Below are 24,867 nucleotides of genomic sequence, written 5' to 3'. Positions count from 1 at the left end.
CCACTGAATTTGTTTCGGCGGATAACGCGTATCATCAATGTTATGTCCTTTCATCAAGCGCTTAATTACACGCAGCTGATCATCGCTATCCAAAATTTGAAAATGCTGTGGCAGCTTGGCTTCTTGCCAATGCTTTTTTAGCAAACGGTGCGCTAAGCCGTGGAATGTGCCCACCCACAATCCATTTGAAGGAATGTTGAGTAAGTGCTCCAACCGGCCACGCATTTCTTTAGCGGCTTTATTGGTAAAGGTCACCGCCATCACCGCAAACGGTGACACGTTCTCAACCTGTAACAACCAAGCAATACGGTGCACCAGTACTCGAGTTTTACCCGAACCGGCACCAGCAAGCACCAATTGGTGCGGAGAACTGGCAGCCACAGCATTGCGTTGGCCGTCGTTCAAAGAATCTAAAAGCAATGAAATATCCATGCGCGAAGTTTATCAGATTAGCGATTAAACCCAACGCATTACCTTAGGAGTAACCGAATAACGAAGCAGCCTACTGTCAGCACCGACTTATGTAGAGACGAGCTTGATTTAATACTCGCGCAAGCCATTACATACTGTGTGGCAATTGGATTTTATCTAGAAGACTGCAAGCAAGGCTGCGTATAATCAAGATCATTGCCTATTGGCTGAGATAATTGCGTGAAAAATAAACCTATATTGGCTGAAATCGCCAATGCCGTACCCGCCTTGCGAAAGTCTGAAGTAAAAGTCGCCGAATACGTATTGGCAGCTCCTCAGCACGTAATGCATATGCGCATTGTCGATTTAGCTCAGGAAGCACAAGTGAGTGAACCCACCATTGTGCGTTTCTGCCGCGCCATTGGTTGCAACGGCTTCCAAGAGTTTAAGGTGCGTATCGCCCAAGAAATCGCCATCACCAACAACATCGGTCAATTTGCCATCGTCGAAGACGATAGCATCGAAGATATTTGCAGCAAGATTGCAGACACGACTATTCAGCGTCTGCTACAAATTAAAACCCAGATGATCCCTGTCCAAGTCGGCAAAGCAGCAAATGCCATCAGCACAGCGCAACGAGTCGAGTTTTATGGCTTTGGCGCATCAGGTGCTGTTGCCATTGATGCTCAGCACAAATTCTTTCGTCTACAAGTTGCCACTGCCGCCTATAGCGATCCGCATATGCAGTCGATGTCGGCAGTGACATTAGGTATCAATGACGTCGTGGTTGCGATATCACAAAGCGGACGCACGAGAGACCTGCTGCATTCGGTTCAATTAGCACAACACCAAGGCGCTAAAGTTGTTAGCTTAGCACCAGCCAACACCGCATTAAGTTTGGCTGCTGACCTCCCGATCCATATCAACATCGAAGAAGATACCGACCAATTTACACCAATGACCTCGCGCATAGCGCACCTCATGGTGATCGATATGCTTGCTGTTGCGGTAACCCAACGACGAGGCCCAGAATTCGCCGCCCACCTCAATGCTATTAAACGCAGCATCAAATCGTTACGTCTTGATAATTAAATAGACGCAATACGCCATATTTTAAATATGCCTTAAGATACATTTTGAAACAATTCAGTAACTCCAATTAGCTTGCCTTTAAACTCTATAAATATAGGGATTTTTTGACTAATCGAACACCCGTCTAGTAACCCGCAAGGTTGGATTTCCACTCCATTCCTGTCATCTTATTGCAAACAATAACAAGTAATATCACAGCCGGAAATGTGATCCCAACCAGAGACGGATATATGGAACAGATGACTAAATCAGAGCAAGTAGAAGCTGTATCATTCGACCAAAATGGTAATGTCGTTGTTAATAAAGAGACATCCATGTCCAAAAAACTGGTTGCACGGCGTGCAATCGAAGCGCACTTAGAGAAGAAGCGTTTAGAACAAGATTTAGAAGCGTATTCTTTTGAATAATTAATACTTCACTTAATAAAAAACCGGCTAATGAGCCGGTTTTTTATTGTCTGTAAATTGTGCTTTTTTAAATTCAAGACATAAAAAAAGCCGGTCATATTGACCGGCTTTTTGTTACAGAGGCTTCACTTATTTGTTAGTGAATTCTGGGTATGCTTCCATACCACACTCTGCCAAATCAACGCCTTCGTATTCTTCTTCTTCAGTAACTCGCAGACCCATGATGACTTTCAACAAGCCCCATACTACTGCTGATGCTACGAATACCCATACGAAGATAGTGATCGCGCCAACCAACTGACCAACAAATGTTGCGTCGCCGTTGGTCACTGGAACAACCATCAGACCAAACAGACCAACCACACCGTGTACAGAGATAGCGCCTACTGGATCGTCGATTTTCAGTTTATCCAAAGTAAGGATAGACAGTACTACGATCACGCCACCCACCATACCGATCAAGGTCGCTACGAATGGAGTTGGAGTTGAAGGCTCAGCAGTGATTGCTACTAGACCAGCCAATGCGCCGTTCAGAGCCATGGTTAGATCCGCTTTACGGAACAATACGTAAGCTAGAAGTAGAGCACCGATGAGACCACCAGCGGCCGCTGCGTTAGTGTTAGTGAATACAACAGCAACTGCGTTAGCGTTAGCGATATCGCCAAGCTTTAGAACAGAACCGCCGTTGAAACCGAACCAGCCCATCCAAAGGATGAAAGTACCTAGAGTCGCAAGAGGAAGGTTAGCACCTGGAATAGCGCGAACTTCACCGTTAGGACCATATTTACCTTTACGAGCACCTAGCAATAGAACACCTGCCAATGCTGCAGCAGCACCTGCCATGTGAACAATACCAGAGCCTGCGAAGTCAGAGAAACCGAAGTCATCACCCAAAGAGTACAGACCGAAGACAGAACCGCCGCCCCAAGTCCAGTTGCCTTCCACTGGATAGATAACAGCCGTCATCACTACAGCAAACGCTAAGAAAGCCCATAGCTTCATACGCTCAGCAACTGCTCCAGAAACAATAGACATTGCTGTTGCAACGAATACTACTTGGAAGAAGAAGTCAGACGCACCAGAGTAGATAGATCCACCTTGGAAACCATCTTCACGAGCTGCAAAGTCAGCCAAAACTGCTGCTGAATCAACTTCAGTGATACCGCTTAGGAAGTAACCACCACCGTACATAATTGCATAACCACACACCATGTACATGGTGCAAGAAATTGCATATAACGCGATGTTTTTGGTAAGAATTTCAGTCGTGTTTTTTGCGCGCACTAGGCCCGCTTCGAGCATGGCGAAACCAGCCGCCATCCACATTACTAACGCACCGCACACCAGAAAATAAAAGGTGTCCATGGCGTATTGAAGTTCGTATACGTTATTTTCCATTATAAGCCCCCCGCATCAGGCCTCTAATTCTTTTGAAGTGGACTAAATCAGATAGCGTCTGCGCCGGTTTCACCGGTGCGGATACGAATGACTTGTTCCAAGGATGTAACGAAAATTTTGCCATCGCCGATCTTGCCGGTGTTGGCTGCTTTAGTGATTGCTTCGATGACTTTCTCAACTAAGTCTTCAGCAACCGCAACATCAATTTTCACTTTAGGTAGAAAATCCACCACGTATTCAGCACCACGATAAAGCTCAGTGTGACCTTTTTGACGGCCAAAGCCTTTCACTTCAGTCACTGTGATGCCTTGAACACCGATCTCAGACAGTGCTTCACGCACATCGTCCAACTTAAACGGTTTAACCACAGCAGTAATGAGTTTCATAGAAAACCCCTTTTAATTAACACTTACTAGTTTCAGAAATGGCCCGTGCGGGGGCACGGACCATTGTATGCTTTTTACATGCTGATAGGCAGGCTGTAAGACACAACTAAACGAACGTCGTCATCAACAGCGTTTTCAGTTTCTTGATCCACAACCTTGCTCAAAGTGAATGCTAGGCTGTCGTTGTAGGCATAGCTCAAATCAAGGTGAGTATAATCTGCATCATCATCGCTAGAAGTCATACCAACAGTCGCGCTAAACGCATCCATGCCATAACCTAAAGTCATGTAGCTATAGTCTGATGGGTTGCTGCTTAGTGGGTAGTAGTAAGAGAAAGAAGCACCCATGTAACCTAAAGACAAAATCGCGTCAGTAAGGTCAAAGGTATTACCTTCATCACCAGCACCTGGGTAAGAGTATGTCCACACAGACAAGTCATAAGAAAAATCTTCTACTTCGCCGCCGTAACCGATGTACAAGTCGTATTCGTTTCCAGCATTAGAGTCACCGCTTGACGTCCAAACACCAGCGTATGCGCCAGCGATAGAAGCTGTAAGATCACCAGAAACAGCTGCAGCGCCGTTGCCTAGATCTTGGCCGCGCCACAAGTACATGCTAGCAACGGTAGCAGAAGCTGAAACTTCAACTTCTTCAGCAAAAGTAGAAGTAGCAGCTGTCATACCAGCAGTCATAACACCAGCAAGAGCGATAGCTTTAGTTAACTTTTTCATAGTTCTTTTTCCTTCATTCGTTGTTCAAACAATTTTATGGTGTGTGCTTAGCGCACTGTTTTATTTCTGTGATAGTCCTATAGCAGACGCTGTGCCAACTTTAGAAAACCCAATAAAATCAGTGACTTAATTGAAAATTGCGGAATTTAGTCACAATTCGGGACACCAAAATGACGCAAGCACCATAGAAGAGCACCACGATAAAGCACTACCACTATCCACTATGCACTAATTTATTGCATTAACTAAGAAAGCTAGCAGATTGCAGCCGTGATACCATTTATCTGAATCAAAAATAGGAAAAACGGATGAGTCCAGAATCCATCAAAAACCGTATCGAACAACTCTTGCAACAAGGGCCACTGGCTGGCCTATCCGGCGATATTAAGCTGGCTTTGCAAGCACAGCTGCAAAGTCTACTAAGCAGTGCGAATTTAGTGAGTCGCGAAGAGTTTGATATCCAAACAGATGTGCTACGTCGTACCCAAGCCCAGCTCACAGAACTGGAAACTCGGGTAACCGCATTAGAAGCCGAAAGAAATAACGGCGGTTAAATCGCGAGTAACTCGCGTGCTTCTTTTGAGTGCGCGAGCTCCTCTCCTGTGCCTGAAGCCACGACTCTACCGCGTTCAAGAATAATAAATTCATCGGCCAATTCCGTAGCAAAATCTAAATATTGCTCGACCAAGACAATCGCCATTTCACCGCGATCTCGTAACAATTCAATAACGCGCTGAATATCCTTAATAATCGAAGGCTGAATACCTTCTGTTTGCTCATCAAGAATAAGTAATTTAGGTCTAAGTAGCAGCGCTCTTGCAATCGCAAGCTGCTGTTGCTGCCCGCCGGATAAATCACCACCACGGCGATGCAGCATTTGCTGCAGAACTGGAAATAGCGAATAAATTTCTGGATCAATAGAACGCAGAGATTTAGGTAACGCTGAGAATGCCGTATAGAGATTCTCTTCTACCGTTAGCTGCGGGAAAATATCGCGTCCTTGTGGAACATAAGCAATCCCATTACGAGCACGATCATAGGGTGCCATATTCTTTATCGATGATCCCATCCACGAAATATCACCAGAAAATGGCGATAAATGTCCTGACAGTGCTTTCATCAAGGTTGTTTTACCGACACCGTTGCGACCAAGAACACAGGTAACATTGCCAATAGCTGCCGTCATAGATACGTCGTAGAGCGCTTGGCTCGCACCATATGACACATTTACGTTTGATACTTCTAACATAATATCCTCGCCAGAATGCCTGAGGCCTCAACGGCCTAAGTACACCTCAATAACTTGTGGATTTGCTTTTACCGTGGCCAAACTGCCTTCCGCGAGGACGTGCCCTTCGTGTAGCACAGTGACTTTGCAATCAAGCGCTTCGATAAAATCCATGTCGTGTTCCACTACCATGAGCGAATGCTTTTTCGCTAATGTTTTAAATAATTCCGCCGTCTTCATGGTTTCTTCATCCGTCATCCCTGCAGCGGGTTCGTCGATTAAAAGCAACTGCGGCTCTTGACCCAATAACATGCCAATTTCTAACCACTGCTTTTGACCATGAGATAAATCGCCGGCTAAATGATGAGTGCGATCTGATAAATTTACCAATTCGAGAATTTCATCAAGTTTTTCTTTTTGAGCGCCACTCAAACGATGCACCAACGCCTGCCAAATAGAGCGCCCACCTTTTAACGACATTTCCAAGTTTTCGAATACCGTTAGACTTTCAATAACGCTCGGCTTTTGAAATTTTCGTCCCACTCCAAGGTTGGCTACATCGGCTTCGTCATAGCGAGTAAGATCATGCTGATTGTTAAAAACAATTGTGCCGCTATCGGGTCGAGTCTTACCTGTGATGACGTCCATCATAGTGGTTTTACCTGCGCCATTAGGGCCAATAATGGCTCGCATTTCTCCCGGCGCAATAAACATAGAAAGAGAATTAAGCGCCTTAAATCCGTCAAAACTTACGCTCACGCCATCCATATACAAAACACTGGGGTTATCTATATGGTACTGTTTGCTAAGGCTCATGCTTTATCCCCTTCGGCTTCTTTCATCGCAGCCTGTTGCTTGTTCTGCGCATGCTTATCTTTTAATTGGGCCCATAAGCCCACGACACCTTTAGGTAAATACAAGGTAGTTAACACAAATAAGCCGCCCAGCAAGAATAACCAAAGCTCGGCAAAAGCACCGGTAAAATAGGTTTTTGCATAGTTAACTAAAATTGCACCAATAACGGCACCAAAAAGCGTGCCCCGCCCGCCTACTGCAACCCAAATAATCATCTCGATTGAATTAATCGGGGCGAATTCACCTGGGTTAATAATCCCTACCTGTGGCACGTATAAAGCACCCGCCACACCGGCCAACATGGCTGATACAACAAATACAAATAACTTATAGTGCTCAACACGGTAACCTAAAAAGCGCGCGCGCGACTCGCTATCTCGGATAGCCACTAACACGCGACCCAACTTGGACGTTACGATAAAGCGGCTAATTAAATAACCAACAATCAAAGCTATGCCAGAGGCAAAAAACAAGGCGGCACGTGTGCTATCTTGTTGTAAGTCGTAACCGAGAATATCTTTAAAATCGGTAAGACCATTATTACCACCAAAGCCCATGTCATTGCGAAAAAAAGCTAATAGCAAAGCATAGGTTAATGCCTGTGTGATAATGGAAAGATAAACCCCAGTAACCCGCGAACGAAACGCCAGTGCACCAAAAACAAAAGCCAATATACCGGGAACCACCAAAACCATAATCATAGCAAACCAAAACTGATCGAAGCCTTGCCAGTACCATGGCAGCTCTGTCCAGTTTAAGAACACCATAAAATCCGGTAATTCTGGATTTGAATACACACCGCGATCACCGATTTGACGCATTAAATACATACCCATGGCATAGCCACCTAGGGCAAAAAAGGCTCCATGTCCTAGGCTTAATATTCCGCAATAACCCCAAATAAGGTCCACCGCGACAGCCAACAAGGCATAGCAAAGATATTTACCGAGCAAAGTCATGGTATAGGTCGAGATGTGAAAGAAAGATCCTTCCGGTAATAGCAAATTACTCAAAGGAATAGCAATGGATAGAAAAAGTAAAACGCTCAACAAGTAACGCCCGGCTTTATCATTCATCAATAGGGTCGCCAGCGGCCCCAATTTTACGGTTTGATTCGTCATAATTCGTTACCTTATCCGTCAGCCGTTATCGGCTGCACGTCCTTTGAGAGCAAACAGTCCACGCGGACGTTTTTGGATAAACAAAATGATGAAAATAAGAATAAATATCTTAGCTAATACTGCACCGGCAAAAGGCTCTACTAATTTATTCGCAATACCTAACGACATAGCGCCAACAAGAGTGCCCCACAAATTACCGACACCACCAAATACCACCACCATAAACGAATCGATAATGTAGGCTTGACCGAGATTTGGCCCGACGTTAGTTAGCTGACTTAATGCCACACCGGCGATGCCTGCAATACCAGAGCCTAAACCAAAGGTAAGCGCATCCACCCAACCGGTACGAATTCCCATGGAACTCGCCATAGGACGATTCATGGTAACAGCGCGCATTTGCAAACCAAATAAGGTGCGCTTTAATACTAAGGCCAATAAACCCAGCACCAATAAGCTAAAAATAATGATGTAGAGACGATTAAAGGTAAGCTCTAATGCGGGGTTAATCATAAATGTACCCGCCATCCAATCTGGGGTAGCCACTTCGCGATTTAACGGGCTAAAAATTGAGCGTACTGCTTGTTGCAATACCAAACTTAAACCGAAGGTCGCCAATAATGTTTCCAATGGACGGCCATATAGATGACGAATAACACCACGCTCAATTGCAACGCCAACCGCACCACTCACTAAGAAGGCGGCTGGAATCGCTACCACCAGTGATAAGCCAATATGATCCGGCATTAATTGCTGCACCACATAGGTAGTATAAGCACCCAGCATAATCATCTCGCCATGCGCCATATTGATCACGCCCATTACACCAAAGGTAATGGCAAGGCCAATAGCAGCAAGTAGCAATACTGCGCCAAGCGCTAAGCCAAAATAGAGATTTTCGATATAGCCATTAATGGTGACTAACTTTTCGATATCCGTTACAACGGCATTTGCTTTGGCTACTTCATTAGTGTTGCCTGCGGATTCAGAGCGAGCAATAAACTGTGTCAGCGCAGCACGAACTTCAGGGTAAAGGGCCTTATCCAGAGCCTCTAAGCCTTGCATACGTGTATCGGGGTCGGTGCTATCCAACTGTTGCATACCTAAGACTAACGCTAGAACTTCAGCAATATCGCGTTTTTCTTCCTTTTTAATAGCATCTTTTAGTAGTGTGCTATCAAGATCGCTAGCCGATTTTAATAAGTTTCTTGCAGCAGCCATGCGTAGTTCAGGGTCGCGCGCAGATATTTGTAAACGCGAAATTTCAGTGCGTAACACGCCGCGCAAACTATTATTGACGCCAATTTTTTTCGCATCACGTGGGCTATCGAGCACCACCAAATTGCTAGTAAATAGGTCTTCAAACGAATCGTCGTCATGAGAGATTAATAATTCGTTGGTTTCTTTAAGATAGTACAACTGACCATCTAACAAGGTTTGTAATAGGGGTAAAGTTTTCGGATCATCAACTGCAGCAATCGTGCTAGCCAACGCCGTTTTTTCTGAATAATTTGCTGTAATTAATTGTTGGCCTAAAGATTCTAAAGAGGCCACCGTAACAATAGGTGAAGACGCACCTGAATCTCCAGCCATTGCCAAAGAACCACAGCACATCAAAGACAGAAGCAACATGGCCTGCCCGATGAAATTGCGCATGATATTTTTCCTGTATCTGAAATCGAGTAGGGCCTATCAAATAGGCCCTACTTCCATTCGTCACTAGAATTAGTGACGAATAAATAGCGAGTAATTAGTATTTACTCACCCGCTACCGATGAACCACCACAAGTCTTAGTCACTGTGTTGTAGTTACCACAATTGATTGGAGCAGTCCAATCTGAGATCAGGTTTTTGCTTTCAGGTAGGAAGTCCGTCCATGCATCGCCTTTCACTTCAGCATCCGTTGCCCATACTATTTCAAACTGACCATCTTCTTGAATTTCACCGATTAATACCGGCTTAGACAAATGATGGTTTTTATTCATAACGGCTGTACCGCCCGTTAGGTTCGGTACTTCGATACCGATCATAGCGGCTTCTACTTTATCAACATCGGTGGTGCCCGCTTTTTCAACTGCTTTAGTCCACATATTGAAACCGATGTAAGTCGCTTCCATTGGGTCGTTAGTTACGCGCTTATCGTCTTTAGTAAAGGTGTGCCATTGCTTAATAAAGGCATCGTTTTCTTTACTATCAGAACTCATGAAGTAGTTCCATGCCGCTAAGTGGCCAACCAATGGCTTAGTGTCAAAACCAGAAAGCTCTTCTTCACCAACAGAGAATGCAACAACAGGGATATCTTCCGCGCTAACACCTTGGTTTGCTAACTCTTTATAGAAAGGAACGTTGGCATCACCGTTAACGGTAGAAACAACCGCAGTTTTCTTACCAGCACTACCGAATTTCTTAACATCAGAAACGATGGTTTGCCAATCGCTATGACCAAATGGTGTGTAATTCACCATGATATCGGCTTCAGCTACGCCTTTTGACTTCAGGTAGCTTTCAAGAATTTTGTTGGTAGTACGTGGATATACGTAGTCTGTACCCGCAAGAACCCAACGCTTAACACCGACATCATTCATCAAGTAATCAACGGCAGGAATTGCCTGCTGATTTGGCGCTGCACCGGTATAAAACACATTGTAAGAAGACTCTTCACCTTCGTACTGCACAGGGTAGAACAACAAACCGTTCAACTCTTCAATAACCGGCAATACGGATTTACGAGATACCGATGTCCAGCAGCCGAAAATAACATCAACGTCATCTTTAGAAATCAATTCGCGCGTTTTTTCTGCAAATAATGGCCAGTTAGAAGCAGGATCAACCACAACGGCTTCTAGTTTCTTACCAAGCAAACCGCCTTTTTTATTTTGCTCGTCAATCATCATTAACACGGTGTCTTTCAGCGTTGTTTCTGAAATAGCCATCGTGCCTGACAGTGAGTGCAATACGCCGACTTTAATTGTGTCGCCAGCATTCGCTAAGTTAACGCCTGCCGCAAGTGCTGCAATACCAAAGGCTGCCGTTGTTTTTGCTAGATATTTCATGCCCAGTTTTGTCATCGTTTTTTTCCTTCAACAGTGATTAAACTTTAATTATTCGCACCATCATTGGCGCTTTATATTTTAATTTCGCTTTCGTTACAGCAAACGGCATACCAACTTTAAAAAGCTGAAATATCGCTAATTTTGAGCAATAGCTAGGTCTTATCCACAATAAAAAGGATAATAATAATATACATGCACCAATATAGATCGACTAGAAACCTATGTGTTCTTATTTGGCGCACTACGCACCAGAGTGATCCATTTTTATATTTATGCTGTATTCACTTTTTGCCATCTGGATTCTATGTAGGGTAATTTCTCGAACCGTATTTCTACTTAGTTCAATATGATTTCTCAGCGCCTGCTCAGCTCTACTCTCATCACCAGAGATTATTAACTTTAATATATTTCCATGTTCCTCGTAGGTCACATCGATGCGGCTTGCACGCGTAAAATCCAAACGTCGAATAATACGTAAGCGCTCGCATACCTCACGATGAATAGCACTCATTTGCTGATTGCCATTCAGATCAACTAGTGAGAAATGAAAGTTTTCATCCATATCTGCGATAAGCGCACTATCCCTAACCCTATCTTCTTCATTACAGCACCAAGTACTGACTAGCGGCGCTAGTTTTTCATTCACAGCTGACTTGCCGATTAACCGCCGTACTGATTCAACTTCAAGTAAAATACGTACATCGTAAAGATCTTCGAAGTATTGAAAATCAAATGGTCGAACCTGCCAGCCATTACGAAACTGAACCTGCACATAGCCGTCGCGCTCTAGCCGATATAACGCTTCTCGTACCGGAGTGCGACTTGCATTCATGCGTTTAGCCACTTCAGTTTCGCTAAACCGATCCCCTGGCAGTAGCTGAAAATCAAATAACTCTTGGCGAAGCTGTTGATATATCTTTTCGGCTACATTCATTGCTCATCCACGCTGGCGATAGGTACGAAAGATCCAGTGTTAAAACAATTCTAAAATATTATTTGGTTGAATTAAGATGCTTTATATAAGCACGCCAGCCGCCGAACTCACTGATATGGGTAGCACTTGCGACAGCTTCTGGCTCACAGATAAAGCCTTTTACTAAACGACCATCGGCTAGTTCGAGAGTACCGATTCCTAAAGGCTGAGGGATTTCTTCCACAAAGCTACCAAATCCGGCCAAGTCGATACGCCATAATTCAACAATTAATTGATTTCCAAGTGTTGGATCTTGCGCCAAAGCGCTATCACTCACCCGAACTAAACCGGGTTTAGGCGGTACCGTATTGGCTAAAGCATATAACTGGTATTTATTGGCGGTCAGCGTTTGTTCTAACAAGGTTGCATAGCGGCTAGTTAACTGATGATTTAGCGGCATTCCTGTTAAATGCGCCCCAACAACAGCAACAACAATAGATTCGTCTTGTTTATTGCCAAGCAATACTGGTGCTTCTGGCAACGCTATAAAAGCCTGCCAATGCGCAGCGAATTGTCCTAATGCAATTTCATGCCACGCAGGTGCAATTAAGGTAATACCAAATGGCAAACCATCGCTGCGTAATTTCGCGGGTAAGGCGATGGCGCAAAGATCAGCTAAATTAACAAAATTGGTGTAAGTACCAAGCTGGCTGTTAACTAATACCGGCTCGGCATTAACGTCGGCCATGGTTGGAAAGCGCGGTGTGGTCGGAACAAATAAGGCATCAATATCGGTAAATAATGCATCTATTTTTCTTACTAGATCTTTACGACGATATTCAGCTTTAAAAGCATCGACCGCTGTGCCGTTAATACCGCCTGCAACAATACTTTTGACCACAGGGTTTATGCCCGGTAAGTCTTGCGCTAGAAATTCGCCGACTGCAGCGTAACGTTCAGCAACCCAAGGCCCCTGATAAAGTAAATTAGCTAACTCAAATAACGGCGAAAAATCTGTTTTTACTAATTCGTAGCCCAATGCCTCGGCATGCTCACATGCCTGCTCATAGGCAGCGGCTTGTGTGTCGTCACCAAACCAAGGTGCCTCAGTAGGAATAGCCAAACGCTGAATGCGAGTATTACGAATCATAGTGCGGGTGCGAGAATAGGCATCGGTACTATCAAAGCGTCCTGCTACTTCAAACACGCGCTCAGCATCTAAGCTATTAAGCGCAAAAATAGAAACACAATCCAAACTGCGACACGCAGGTACAACGCCAGTGGTACTAATAGCACCGACGCTCGCCTTTAAACCAACAATATGATTAAAGCCAGCAGGGACACGACCAGACCCTGCCGTATCAGTGCCTAACGCAAAAGCAACATAACCCTTGGCCACAGCAACAGCAGAACCAGAGCTGGAACCACCACTGATGTAATCTGAATTAAAACTATTTTTGACTGCGCCATACGGTGAACGAGTGCCAACCAAACCCGTCGCGAATTGATCGAGATTGGTTTTACCGATCACAATCGCACCCGCTTGTTTCAGCAAATGAACGGCGATTGCATCTTCGGTTGGTTGATACGCAAATTCAGGACAGGCAGCAGTGGTTGAAAATCCAGCAACATCAATATTATCTTTAACAGCGAACGGGACGCCGTATAAGGGTAAAGAGTCACCATTTGCTCGTTTCGTTTGCAGGCTCTCAATTTGCGCTAGCAGTTGTTGTTCAGTACCGAGTTGGATCCATACAGAACTACCGGCATCGGCTTCCAATGCGGCGATCTGTTCACGCAACAGAGGCAATAGCAGCGCTGGGTCAGATCCTTGTCGGTAGGCCGCTGCCCACTGCTTGATATTCCAACCTAGTCCTGCTGCTTTTTGCTCGACACTCTTTGTTACTGACATCCCACATCCCGCCTGAATTCAATCTTGTATACAAGACTTAAGCGACACTTGTGCCAACTTAGCGAAAATACAGAAAAGACCGACAACCTATTGATTTAATTAGATTTTATATAGAGTGGAATGAAAAGTTGGTGTGCAAGGAAAATAGAAGCGCATCATTTTAATGCGATATAGAAAAAACGCACCAGAACAGACAAGCCAATCCCGAGCGCAAAGCAGCACACTTATTAAACAAAACTCATACCAAAGATATAGATTAAAGCTCGGACGGGAAGCTAAGCGTTGGTGACACGCTGGAAAGTTTCTTGCAGAACACGCACATCGTTCGCGGCGCGGTGGCGCTCAAGGCCAAAGTCGTTCCAGAGAGATTTTTTGGTATCGTGCCAGCGTTCCATTTCGGCAGGTTCCAGAAGTTTGTTAATGGTTTCTATGCGGAAGCGCTGGACCAACTCCGCTTCGTCAAACAAGCGACCTATCCAAGAGCTATCAAAGCTCCAAGCATCGGAATAAAGCGTCTGGCCGCGTAGTTTTTCATTGAGAAGAAGGGCAATCTCTCTAGGCGTACTGCCTTCTTCCTGCAGATGCTCACGGGAAATACCGTGGATGAGTTCTGCTTTTGGATCCCAGTGGTCCCAACCAAGCGCAGGTTTAATCAGATAGCTCTGCACCTCACGATCTTCCAGCGCGAATCCCACCTCAATCGGGTAACTGCCGCGGCCAAAGCCTGATGCTTCGACATCAATGATGGGTGGTATTTGGATGGTCACTCGATTCCTACTTATGCTTGGACATTTTGTACAGTGTAGACAGGGTTTGCGAAGGGCTATATGAATCAGTGCACACTCTTTAAACCCGCATCATTAATTAAATTGGGCCGCATTCTGAACGGTTAAGGGGTAATGTTCAATTTTACGATGCAATTTTATAATTCAATTCTGACCCGTTAATTTTGCCGCAGGAGCGACACGCATGACTTCAGCTATGGTCGTTAAACCGGCGGCTACTTTATGCGCACCACTTAAACGCAGGCTATGCATCCCCTCTTTCATCGCCGCTTGGCGTAGCTTTTGGTGGTCCGTTTGCTCATGGATAAGTGGCTCTAAGGATTCCGTCATTGGCATGACTTCGTAAATACCCATACGCCCTAAGTACCCTGTACCGCGACACTCTAAACAGCCTTTAGCTGCATAAACATGGGGCGGCGTTTTGACCAACCAAGGGGCAGTAAGTTGCTTCCAAATTTTCTCATCAACGGGTTCTTTTACTTTGCAGTGCGGGCAAAGTGTCCGCACTAATCGCTGCGCCATCACTCCCAAAACGCTGGTACGAATCAAGTAAGCCGGTAATCCCAACTCTTGTAGTCGAGTAAACGCTGAAGGCGCATCGTTGGTGTGCAAAGTAGAAAGCACTAAGTGACCTGTTAATGCAGCCTGCACGGCAATCTCGGCGGTCTCTAAGTCTCGTACCTCACCAACCATGATAATGTCAGGGTCTTGGCGTAATAACGCCCGCACACCGCTGGCAAAAGTGAGATCAATACCTGGATGTACTTGCATCTGGTTGAACAGCGGCTCCACCATTTCAATCGGATCTTCAATGGTCGAAACGTTGACTTCTGGCGTCGCCAACTGGCGTAGGGTTGAGTATAGCGTCGTGGTTTTACCCGAGCCGGTTGGCCCAGTCACAAACACAATACCGTGATTATTGGTGGTCATCTGATTCCAGCGACGACGATCTTCTTTACCAAAGCCCATTTCAGAGAAGCTGCGCATGAGCACTTGCGGGTCGAACACACGCATCACCAGCTTTTCGCCAAAAGCGGTCGGCAATGTGGATAAGCGTAATTCAACTTCTTGGCCGTCTGGGGTTTTGGTTTTCAGGCGGCTGTCTTGGGGTTTACGTTTTTCCGCAATATTCATACGCCCTAGCGATTTAATCCGCGCCACCACAGCCAAAGCCACTTCTGCCGGTAATTCATAAACATTATGCAGTACGCCATCAATACGGAAGCGCACATGGCCAACCTCGCGGCGCGGCTCTAAATGGATATCACTGGCGCGCTGATCAAACGCGTATTGCAGCAGCCAATCAACGATATTAACGATATGTTCATCGTTGGCATCCGGCGCTTTAGCTTGGCCAAGCTCCAGCATAGATTCGAGATTCTGCACCGCGCTCACGCCGGCATGGTGCTTACGTGCACGCGTCACGGAATTCGACAACTGATAAAACTCGACACGATAACGGCGAATATCCGCAGGCGATGTTAGTACGCATTTCACATGACGGCGGGTGACATGTTCTAAATCGACAACCCAGCTGCGAACTTGCGGCTCTGCAGTAGCGACGACAACTTCATCAGTGCTGACCTTAATCGCCAGAATTTGATGGCGATCAGAAAAAGCATAAGACATAACGTCGGTCACGGAGCTGACATTGATCTCGAGCGGATCAATCTGATACGACTCCATATTAGAGCGCTCAGCTAACCATTCAACGATGGCATATTCGTTAAGAACGCGTGCTTTACTCGACCCCTGTACGCGCGCATCGGCATAGCCTTGGCGCGCTACTAAGGTAATAGGATGCAGATGAGTTTCATCGTGTTGGCGACGAATCGACAACGACATCTGATGGTCTTCATCATTCAGCAAACCATCTCGGCGCATGTCTTCCAACAGGGTGAGCAATGCGATGGGGTGATCTGCCTTGGCTTGCATAAGTTTGGTTCTCTACGCGGTTATCAAATGACGGAATTCGCTGGCCATTAAATTTAGGTCGTCAGCATTCGGCTCTTCATCGAACAAATAGCATTCAAGCATACCTGTTAATACCAAGCGAGTGGCAACGGCGGTCTTTATCCAGCCGCTCTTCCGATCCGCCGCTTGGGCATAACGCGTTATGACCAACATTTGCACAATGGCCTCATGCAGATCGGGCCAGTTATTAATGGCGCTGGCTTGTTCAAAGCGGCGCGCTAAATCGTCAGGTAGCCAATGGCGCAACAGAGCACGGCCGACATGACTGGAAGCTTCTTCAACTTCTGGCCAAGGTAACTCATACAAGGCACGCGAAGCATTTAATAAAGCGCTCGCCAGTGTTGAGTTTTGCTGCCACGTTGCGCATTCCGCCGACCAGCTAGAGTCTTCGAGTTGAGCTGCGTTTTTAGCCAATTCCCAAATAGCGAGTCGCAGGGTTTCGAGTACTGTGCGCAATTCTTTCGTAGCACTGCGTTTAAGTGTGCGACCGCTCCAAGACAATACTTGGCGTAAACCTTGGACGTGCTGAATCGCGGCAACCGCGGCTTCTCGTTCTTCTGCCCAAATCGCCTGCTCTAACGTGCGTTGCAACGCATTCATCTCAGCGTTTAACCACAGCGGTAAAGCCTCGGCCATGCGTTGATCACAAAACACGGGAAGCTTCGCCTGCCACTGCGGCGCTAAGTCGGCCAAGCGATAGCCACGTTCAGCTTTACTAATATCGCTGATCCACAAGGGCGCGACGCTTTGCATCTGTGCCACAAGGGTCCAGAGTAAATTGGCATTGCCTTGCTTTAATTCCACCTCAACTTCTAATAATGGCTGCTCTAATTCGCCGGCCACAATAAGGCCTTGATCGATCACCACTTCGATAGACGTATCGCTACTCGCATCCGTCCAAAGCCAAGCTTGACGTTCGAAGTGCGTACCGAAAACGACGGCTAACGTAGTAGCATCAACCCCTGCTGGCCACGCATCCTGAACTTCCGCTTGCTCAAATAAGCTTACATCTAGCGCCGGTGAACTTAACGGCCAGTTCCATTCGCCACGAATTTGCAGTCCGGCCTGCGGTTGCCCGCGAGTCTTTAACGTCTGCTCAACTCCGCCTTCGGCATGACGAATGCGCAACGCTGCTTTTGCCTTAGAAAGCGTACAGGCAGGCGTATCGTAGTAGTCATTTTTCAGCGTAGAATGATCGGCCGGAGTCGCAACTTGGTTTAAAAAGTCGGTTAATGCCGGAAGGTTTGCCTCACTGAGGCGTACTTTGAGTTCGATTTCTTTAGTCATGGCGCTATTGTCGTGAGCCGGTCCTTATAACGCAAGCAGAGGTGTGTCATGTCTGGTATTCAAATGCCTAATACGGTTGAAAAACTGCGGGCGCTTATTGCTGCAAATAGCATGAGTTCTGTGTTACCTAACTACGACAACAGCAACCTCGGCGTTATTGAATTACTGGCCAGCTGGTTTGGCGATCTCGGTTTTAAATGCGAAGTTATCGCCATCGCCGATAACCCAGGCAAATACAATTTAATTGCCACCTTAGGTACCGGAACCGGTGGCCTAGTTCTGAGCGGCCACACCGATACAGTGCCATGCAACCCTGAGCGTTGGGCCTCCGATCCATTCACCCTAACCGAGCGCAACAATCGCTTTTATGGGTTGGGCACTTGCGACATGAAGGGGTTTTTCGCCTTAGTATTAGCCGCGGTAGAGAAATACCACACCCAAAATTTTCATCAGCCATTAATCGTACTCGCAACCGCTGATGAAGAAAGTTCGATGAGCGGTGCGCGTTCGCTAAGTAGCAGCCAATTTTCCCAAGGTCGTTATGCCGTTGTTGGCGAACCCACTAGCCTGAAGCCGATTCGAATGCACAAAGGCATCATCATGGAAACGATTCGCCTAGTCGGTAAAGCTGGGCATTCGTCCGATCCAAGCCTCGGTGTTAGTGCAATGGATGCGATGCATAACGTCATGGGCGAGTTGAAACAGCTACGCATTGACCTCGCCAGTCGCTATCAAAACGCGCATTTCGCCGTTAATACGCCAACGCTCAATTTGGGTTGCCTGCACGGTGGCGATAACCCCAACCGTATTTGTGGCAGCTGCGAACTGGCGTTCGATTTACGCGCCTTACCGGGCATGAGCAACGACGATTTACGCGCTGAAATTCTACAACGACTCAACCCCATTGCCGCTGAAAATCGCGTGGAGTTAACACTAGAGTCGTTATTTCCGGGCATTAATCCGTTTGCCGAAAGCGAAAATAGCGAACTCGTGCAAATTGCCGAGCGTCTAACGGCCAGTACCAGCAATGCCGTGAACTACGCAACGGAAGCGCCTTTCCTGCAAAACCTAGGCATGGAAACCATTATTCTTGGCCCAGGCAGCATTGATCAGGCCCACCAAGTGGATGAATTTATCGCACAGGATCAAATCGACCCTTGTGTAAGCTTACTCAGCCAATTGATCGAACACTTTTGTTTAACGCCTCGCGGATAACAAAAACGAGCAAACAAGCCCAATACATTGGTTTAGCGCGCCTGTCGTGATTAAATCCAGATAGAACGCCGAGAAGAGAGCCCGACAGTGACAGCAGACAGCACCGAATACGTGCAATGGTTTCGTAATTCCTCCCCGTATATTAATGCGCATCGGAGAAAAACCTTCGTCATCATGTTTGATGGTGATGCCATTCTGCACCCAAATTTCAACAGCATAGTGCAAGATATCGCCCTACTTACTAGCTTGGGTGTGCGCTTAGTCTTGGTGCATGGCGCACGCTTGCAAATTGATGCGGTGCTGCAACGCCTGAATATCGAAAGCCAATTTCATAATGACTTACGCGTTACGGATACCAATGCGCTCAACGCTGTAAAAGCGGCCATTGGTATTGTGAAAGCGGATATTGAATCGCGTCTTTCTGTGGGTGTACCGGGATCACCGATGCACGGAGCACGCATTCGTGTGGTGAGTGGCAATTTCGTCACGGCAAAGCCGCTCGGCGTTATCGGTGGGGTGGATTTTCAACATACCGGCGAAGTACGGCGTATTGAGCACCAAGCGATTAGCAATTTATTAGATCAGCATAATATTGTGCTGCTGTCATGCGCGGGCTATTCGCCATCGGGTGAAATGTTTAACCTCAGTGTTGAAGACGTTGCTCAACAAGCCGCGATTAGTTTGCGTGCCGATAAACTGATTATTCTGGGCGAAAGTGACGGTCTGCCAGATGATGGCGATACGCATACTGAAATCACCTGCCGTCAGTTAGAGCAAATTTTGCACGAATTAAAAGGCAGCGAGCGTTGTCATGCCGATGCTGCGCTGAAATGTGTGCGTCAAGGTGTGCCACGAGTTCATATTTTAAGTTATCAAGTTGATGGCGCTCTGCTGCAAGAGCTATTTACTCGCGAGGGTAGCGGCACACTTATTACTCAAGAAGCCTACGATCAATTACGCCCGGCCAATATTGATGATGTCGCAGGTATTTTGCAGCTGTTACAGCCGCTAGAAGAACAAGGCATCTTAGTGCGGCGTTCGCGCGAATTACTAGAAACCGAAATTCATCGTTTTAATGTCATCGAACGCGACGGATTAATCACGGCCTGCGCAGCGCTATACCCTTATTCCGATGATCAAGCCGAACTTGCATGCGTGGCGGTGCATAGCGATTATCGTGGTAGTAATCGCGGCAATCGTTTGCTTGAGCAAATTGAGCAAGAAGCACGGCGTCGTCAATACAAACAACTATTTGTATTAACAACTCGCACGGCGCATTGGTTTATTGAAAATGGCTTTGTGGCTGGAGCGGTGAGCGAACTACCGCAAGAACGCCAACGCTTGTACAATTTCCAACGTAATTCCAAAGTGTTTTTCAAAACCCTGTAAAACACAGGAAGCTCATCATTGGATATTTTGGCACTGCCTCATTTAGGCAAAGAAGTACATCGGCGTTACGATGACTTAGGCATTATTCAAGTCTACGAAGACGGCAATAAACGCTACCTAAGCTTCGGTACTGCCGATGAACAAAGCTGCCAGCTCAAAGAGAAACCAGGCCAACCGCAACACGGTTATGCCCGTGCAATGATGGCCTCACTCTGCCTATTAAAACCCGACCAAGCTGTACAACAAGCCAGTGTACTCGGCACCGGCGGCGGACTCATGGCACGTTGTTTATTTGAACAACTCCCCAGCACTCAGATTCATACCGTTGATTTACGCCCAGCTGTTATTCAAATCGCCCATCAATACTTCGGCCTGCCGCGCGATAAACGCTTAACCACCCACGCTAAAAGTGCGATGGATTATCTCAATGCGTGCCCAACCAACAGCCAAGGCTTACTGCTAAGTGATTTGTATTTGGCCGACGGGCTGGATACGCGCCAACTAAAACCTGAGTTTGTTAGCGAATGCCGTCGCGTCGTGAAAAATGACGGTTGGCTAGTATTGAATTTATGGAAAGAACATCGTGAAGATGGCCTATTTTTACCCCAGCTAAAAGCTCAATTTCAAACGGTATTGCACAGCACTACAAGCGACGGCAACTGGATTATTTGGGCCTGCCAGAACGCCAATGCAGCCCCTGACAAACGTGGCGCGCAACTCATCTGTAAGCGTTTATCCGAACAAATGGGATTTAATCTATGGCAAGTGACGAAGGGGTTTTATCGATTTTTTTAGCCTTGTATCAAGTACCGCCTTACAGTAACGTCCTGTCTATTCTACTTTTCGACGACAATAACAAGAGCACTCAATGTTCCAGACACTTACCCAAATCGGCTTACCGATTGCCCTGATATTAATCATGACTGGTGTTGGCCTTGGATTAACCCCTAGAGACTTCACACGCGTATTCATTAAGCCTCGCGCTTTTTTGATTGGTGCTGTTTGCCAAATGCTGTTGCTACCGTTAATCGCCGTTGGGATTATTGCCGCAACCGGCTTACATGGTGAGATTGCAATTGGCTTGTTTATACTCGCTCTCTGCCCAGGCGGAACAACTTCAAATCTATTTAGCTTAATTTCCAAAGCCGATGTTGGACTATCGGTATCACTCACCGCCGTAATTGGTTTCATTACCCCCTTCACCATTCCGTTGTTAGGTGCTTGGGCCATTGGCTATTACAGCGATGCAGGCACAGCCTTTGAACTGCCGATATTGTCCACATGGATTAAGCTGATCGTCATTACCGTTATTCCAGTCCTTATTGGTATGGGCATCCGCGCCAAGTGGAAAGCCTTCGCCATCGCTGCCGAGCCTTATGTTTCGCGCTTCTCTATTATCGTATTAGCACTAGTAATCGCCTCTATTTGCGTAAACCTAGGCGAGAAGTTAATCAGCTTTGCTGTTCAAGCTGGGCCTGCCGCATTGCTACTTAACATTAGTACCATGGCACTTGGCTATTTCGCCGGACGTGCATTCCTGCACATTGAAGCGCAAGCGCGCACTATCAGCCTAGAAGTTGGCTTACAAAATGGCACTTTAGCCCTATTGGTCACTACGGGAATTTTGAACAGCCCTGAAATGTCGATTGCTCCTAGCGTTTACAGCTTGCTAATGTTTGTGACGGCAAGCGTATTTACCATGCTGGTTTTGCGAAAAGATCGTCACGCGAAAGTAACGCCGCAGTCGCGATAGGCAATGGACAATAAAAAAGGCTTCATAAGAAGCCTTTTTTATTCGCTCGCAATTCACCTAGGAATCAATCCTCAACAGGCAATCCGCTCGCAACACTTTCAGGAATCATCCAAGTCATATCCAAGGCGTTCCAGTCGGTCAACGCTCGTAAGAACTCAAGCAAATCGTTGAGTTCTGATTTGGTCAATGTAATTGGCTCTAACTCGTTGGCATCAATAATTTTCTGACGCAAGACAAGATCGTTATAACCATCGAAATCCACTTGATCGAATTCATCATTTTTCGGTAACACAGCTTGACGCGTGTTGTAGTTTTCTAATGACGTAATTGGATCTAAGTGATGCTGAACGACTCCTTTCAGCGAATTATAGGCGCCATCGTGACCGTACGGCTTGGTAATCCAAACGTTACGTAAAGAAGGTGTACGGAACTTAGCAAAATCAGCTGCTGCCGAAGTCGCCTCTGCACGACCTCGGTCTTCTAGCGGAGTTCCAGCTTCAGCGCCAGGTCCAATTTGTGGCATCGCTATACCGTGAAACTGATGATCTGTTTGGAATAAACCACTGTGGCAACTTGAACAGTTCGCTGCACCATAGAACAATTCCATACCGCGAATTTGCTTATCTGTTAACGCATCAGTATCGCCACGTACGTATTGATCAAAGGCACTGTTAGTTGAGCGGAAAGCAAAACCTTGGAATGCACTAATTGCGTTGGCGTAATGCTGAATGCGGATATCATCAGCCGAGTTAACGTCATCAAACGCTGCGTTGAACAAGTTAACGTACTCAGGAATTTCAGCCAAACGCGCTACAAGCAGATCCCATACAGGAACAAAACGGCCATCACCCGGGCGAATTTTGTTAGCGATTTCGTTTTCGCCAACCTGACCAGCCATCTCATTGATGTTCACAATTGGAAATAGCGATTGACCAGCAAGCACGTTATTTAGATTTGGTGGCGTTTCAGGGCCTGAAGGTAGCAGCAAACCGTTATCAACCTTGCTGTGGATACCATTCCAGTTCAGGCGTTCGAACTCTTTCGCACCTAGATTGAACAGGTGGGGGGCGTGGCGTCCAATGCGTGATGGAATCGCACTATCGCCTTCTCCTGTTGATCGGTAATTAGCAACACCAACACCGCCCTCACCAACACTGAGCGACAAACCATCAGCTCCGGCTGCCAAAGGGTTGTGGCAAGTGGCGCAAGAAATGTTCTTGTTACCACTCATAATTTTATCGAAAAACAAATTTCTACCTAATTCGACAAGAGCCGCCGGTGGGGCACCATCGAAGTAGAAATCAGAATTTTGTGCGGGTGCTGGAAGCTCGACTGCGTTTGCCGAAGACATCAATAGAGCTAACGTTCCTCCAGCTAAAAGAGACAAGCTTGAGAGTATGCTTTTCATTACGACCGCCTTGGTAATATGCCATTTCCGTGCAATAGATGCTTACTGAGCATACCGGTCTTCAGGCAATTGATAATGCTGGCCTCAATGGCTGATACGGACATCGCTCCAAATTTTGATCCACTCTTCAAAAACCACTAATGAAGTGTGTATTTGGCGAAATTTATCACTTTTGTAAAATTTTGTAAGTAGGATTTTCCTCCATAAGAGACAATAAAGGACAAAGGTGTACAAATGTCAGATTCTATTTGAATCCGAAGCATCTGTAGTCCGTTAACTGGACACCCGCAAAGGGAGTAGAAGTAATAGCAAAAGCACATCGATGAGTGGGTTGGCTAGACGTATTTATAGAACCCTCAGCTGGAGTTGGTTAAATACTTTGGCTTAGTTTGGGCATAGCGACAACCTTCAGATGCTTGTATCGTATGTATAGGTAAATCTTATTAGGCCCAACTGAACAAAAATTTATAGACAATTAGAATGCTTGAGGTTAATTCCGTAAAAATAGATTTTCGAATTTATTAGTTTTCAATTAATTAGATCGAAAAGTTCTACCGTCTGATGTTTTATAAGGTTCGTGTTCAAATCGCCCGATACGGTTTTCTCTACTTTTAGTTTCCACGGCGAAGTGATACGATCAAAAGCAGAACAACCGTTAAACTATAAGAATAAAAATAACTGTTAGCGGCTTTCTCCCAGCAGCTAACTATCCAATTAATTTCTTCTAAGAAAAATAATAGGAAGAAGAAGCCATATGGATTCCTTCAAATCTATTGTATTCCGTGCCCGCTTGAAAGCGATGGCGCTAGGTGATCGTGTATGATTTTTAACTCTGCGATTTTCTTCTGGTTTTTTGCCAGCTTCTTCGCGCTCTTCAATTTCGTATTTGTTGATCGCAAAAAGATTATTTGGCTGCTGGTAATAAGCAGTCTAATTTTTTATGGAACTTGGAATTACAAGTTTATTGGCTTATTGGTATTTAGCGCCCTCGCCGACTACCTCATAGCTCAGAAAGTAGAAGCCAGCAGTCATGACCCGGTAACGAAAAAACGATGGCTCATACTCAGTATTACAATTAATTTATCCATTCTAGCCATATTTAAATACAATAATTTTATTTTACAAAGTGTACAGGAATTTATTCGCCTGTTCGGCGGTGATGTTAGCGTCCCGATGCTAAGCATCGTGTTGCCTGTTGGTATTTCTTTTTATACCTTCCAGAGCATGAGCTACACCATTGACGTGTACCGTGGTGACATGAAAGCGCATCGTGGCTTTTTAGTGTTTCTCGCCACACTTTCGTTCTTCCCCCAGCTTGTTGCTGGCCCGATTCTGCGTGCCAAAGAGATCCTACCCCAGCTAGTAAATATGCGCGTACCAACGGCGCTCAATATTCGTATGGGTTTGCTTTTGGTTCTCCTCGGGTTACTTAAAAAGACAACCGCCGACCTGATGGCTGGCCCAGTTGGTGTCGCCTTTAATGGCCAAGCCGATGTCAGTACCTTTGAAACATGGATTGGTTTGCTCGCGTTTTCTGCTCAGCTTTATG

Annotated in this window: 22 protein-coding genes and 1 pseudogene; 8 read left to right on the top strand and 15 right to left on the bottom strand. The window is 46.0% G+C overall.

The genetic code is table 11. The features are described 5' to 3' along the window. A partial coding sequence (locus tag UXZ23_RS10560; protein ID WP_320820540.1) for a UvrD-helicase domain-containing protein occupies positions 1–432 on the bottom strand: 432 nt, incomplete at its 3' end. A 219-nt stretch (positions 433–651) separates the two neighbouring features. Here UXZ23_RS10560 and UXZ23_RS10555 point away from each other — a divergent pair. Further along, complete coding sequence (locus tag UXZ23_RS10555; RefSeq protein ID WP_320820539.1) at positions 652–1,503, top strand: SIS domain-containing protein; 852 nt, start codon at positions 652–654, stop codon at positions 1,501–1,503. 230 nt (positions 1,504–1,733) lie between these two features. Continuing rightward, a complete protein-coding gene (locus UXZ23_RS10550; RefSeq protein ID WP_015488652.1) occupies positions 1,734–1,910 on the top strand; it encodes a PA3496 family putative envelope integrity protein in 177 nt (58 codons plus the stop codon). A gap of 129 nt (positions 1,911–2,039) precedes the next feature. Here the strand turns inward: UXZ23_RS10550 and UXZ23_RS10545 are convergent, their stop codons facing one another. The 3 genes from UXZ23_RS10545 to UXZ23_RS10535 form a co-directional block, all read right to left on the bottom strand. Then, positions 2,040–3,308, bottom strand: coding sequence for an ammonium transporter (locus UXZ23_RS10545; protein ID WP_320820538.1), 1,269 nt, complete (start codon positions 3,306–3,308; stop codon positions 2,040–2,042). A 47-nt stretch (positions 3,309–3,355) separates the two neighbouring features. Next, positions 3,356–3,694 (bottom strand): P-II family nitrogen regulator, encoded by a 339-nt coding sequence (glnK, locus tag UXZ23_RS10540; RefSeq protein WP_015488654.1) that lies wholly within the window; start codon positions 3,692–3,694, stop codon positions 3,356–3,358. Positions 3,695–3,768: 74 nt separating this feature from the next. Next, positions 3,769–4,425: a TorF family putative porin gene (locus UXZ23_RS10535; protein ID WP_320820537.1), complete on the bottom strand. Its 657-nt coding sequence runs from the start codon at positions 4,423–4,425 to the stop codon at positions 3,769–3,771. A gap of 308 nt (positions 4,426–4,733) precedes the next feature. Here UXZ23_RS10535 and UXZ23_RS10530 point away from each other — a divergent pair, with 308 nt between their 5' ends. After that, complete coding sequence (locus UXZ23_RS10530; protein ID WP_320820536.1) at positions 4,734–4,979, top strand: accessory factor UbiK family protein; 246 nt, start codon at positions 4,734–4,736, stop codon at positions 4,977–4,979. On the opposite strand, the gene urtE is transcribed toward UXZ23_RS10530, so the two are convergent. The 10 genes from urtE to UXZ23_RS10480 all read right to left on the bottom strand — a co-directional run bounded on the left by urtE (position 4,976) and on the right by UXZ23_RS10480 (position 17,553). Beyond that, complete coding sequence (urtE, locus tag UXZ23_RS10525; protein ID WP_320820535.1) at positions 4,976–5,674, bottom strand: urea ABC transporter ATP-binding subunit UrtE; 699 nt, start codon at positions 5,672–5,674, stop codon at positions 4,976–4,978. The genes UXZ23_RS10530 and urtE overlap by 4 nt on opposite strands. A gap of 27 nt (positions 5,675–5,701) precedes the next feature. Beyond that, complete coding sequence (gene urtD / locus UXZ23_RS10520) at positions 5,702–6,469, bottom strand: urea ABC transporter ATP-binding protein UrtD (protein WP_320820534.1); 768 nt, start codon at positions 6,467–6,469, stop codon at positions 5,702–5,704. Beyond that, entirely contained in the window at positions 6,466–7,629 is a 1,164-nt protein-coding gene (urtC, locus tag UXZ23_RS10515; RefSeq protein WP_414491469.1) for an urea ABC transporter permease subunit UrtC, read from the bottom strand. Before urtC ends, urtD begins: the two co-directional genes overlap by 4 nt. Positions 7,630–7,647: 18 nt before the next feature. Further along, entirely contained in the window at positions 7,648–9,285 is a 1,638-nt protein-coding gene (gene urtB / locus UXZ23_RS10510; protein ID WP_320820533.1) for an urea ABC transporter permease subunit UrtB, read from the bottom strand. A gap of 101 nt (positions 9,286–9,386) precedes the next feature. Then, positions 9,387–10,697, bottom strand: coding sequence for an urea ABC transporter substrate-binding protein (gene urtA, locus UXZ23_RS10505; RefSeq protein WP_320820532.1), 1,311 nt, complete (start codon positions 10,695–10,697; stop codon positions 9,387–9,389). Positions 10,698–10,923: 226 nt separating this feature from the next. Next, positions 10,924–11,616, bottom strand: a complete 693-nt coding sequence (locus UXZ23_RS10500) for a GntR family transcriptional regulator (RefSeq protein WP_320820531.1) — start codon at positions 11,614–11,616, stop codon at positions 10,924–10,926. A gap of 58 nt (positions 11,617–11,674) precedes the next feature. After that, positions 11,675–13,507 carry an allophanate hydrolase gene (gene atzF, locus UXZ23_RS10495; RefSeq protein WP_320820530.1) on the bottom strand — a complete coding sequence of 611 codons (1,833 nt, stop codon included), beginning with the start codon at positions 13,505–13,507 and terminating at the stop codon, positions 11,675–11,677. 275 nt (positions 13,508–13,782) lie between these two features. Continuing rightward, positions 13,783–14,274 (bottom strand): hypothetical protein, encoded by a 492-nt coding sequence (locus UXZ23_RS10490; RefSeq protein WP_320820529.1) that lies wholly within the window; start codon positions 14,272–14,274, stop codon positions 13,783–13,785. Positions 14,275–14,436: 162 nt separating this feature from the next. Beyond that, positions 14,437–16,227, bottom strand: a complete 1,791-nt coding sequence (locus UXZ23_RS10485; protein ID WP_320820528.1) for a GspE/PulE family protein — start codon at positions 16,225–16,227, stop codon at positions 14,437–14,439. Positions 16,228–16,239: 12 nt separating this feature from the next. Continuing rightward, positions 16,240–17,553, bottom strand: a complete 1,314-nt coding sequence (locus UXZ23_RS10480; protein ID WP_320820527.1) for a CYTH domain-containing protein — start codon at positions 17,551–17,553, stop codon at positions 16,240–16,242. 48 nt (positions 17,554–17,601) lie between these two features. On the opposite strand from UXZ23_RS10480, the gene argE reads away from it, so the two are divergent. From argE to UXZ23_RS10460, 4 genes are all read left to right on the top strand, one after another. Then, on the top strand, positions 17,602–18,768 hold the full coding sequence (argE, locus tag UXZ23_RS10475; protein WP_320820526.1) for an acetylornithine deacetylase: 1,167 nt from the start codon (positions 17,602–17,604) through the stop codon (positions 18,766–18,768). A gap of 87 nt (positions 18,769–18,855) precedes the next feature. Then, on the top strand, positions 18,856–20,157 hold the full coding sequence (gene argA, locus UXZ23_RS10470) for an amino-acid N-acetyltransferase (RefSeq protein WP_320820525.1): 1,302 nt from the start codon (positions 18,856–18,858) through the stop codon (positions 20,155–20,157). Positions 20,158–20,175: 18 nt separating this feature from the next. Then, the gene (locus UXZ23_RS10465) at positions 20,176–20,952 is read left to right on the top strand and encodes a spermidine synthase (protein ID WP_320820524.1); all 777 of its coding nucleotides are present in this window, start codon (positions 20,176–20,178) and stop codon (positions 20,950–20,952) included. A 73-nt stretch (positions 20,953–21,025) separates the two neighbouring features. Then, positions 21,026–21,910, top strand: coding sequence for a bile acid:sodium symporter family protein (locus UXZ23_RS10460; protein ID WP_320820523.1), 885 nt, complete (start codon positions 21,026–21,028; stop codon positions 21,908–21,910). Between the two features lie 64 nt (positions 21,911–21,974). Here the strand turns inward: UXZ23_RS10460 and UXZ23_RS10455 are convergent, their stop codons facing one another. Continuing rightward, entirely contained in the window at positions 21,975–23,318 is a 1,344-nt protein-coding gene (locus UXZ23_RS10455) for a cytochrome-c peroxidase (protein ID WP_320820522.1), read from the bottom strand. 819 nt (positions 23,319–24,137) lie between these two features. Between UXZ23_RS10455 and UXZ23_RS10450 the strand changes: the two are divergent. Beyond that, a pseudogene (locus UXZ23_RS10450) lies at positions 24,138–24,867 on the top strand (MBOAT family protein); the annotation flags it as partial.

The sequence above is a fragment of the Thalassolituus sp. genome, assembly GCF_034111725.1.
GTDB lineage: Bacteria > Pseudomonadota > Gammaproteobacteria > Pseudomonadales > Oceanobacteraceae > Thalassolituus.
The sequence above is the reverse complement of the archived record's forward strand: the minus strand, read 5'-3'. Positions and strand labels throughout refer to the sequence as shown.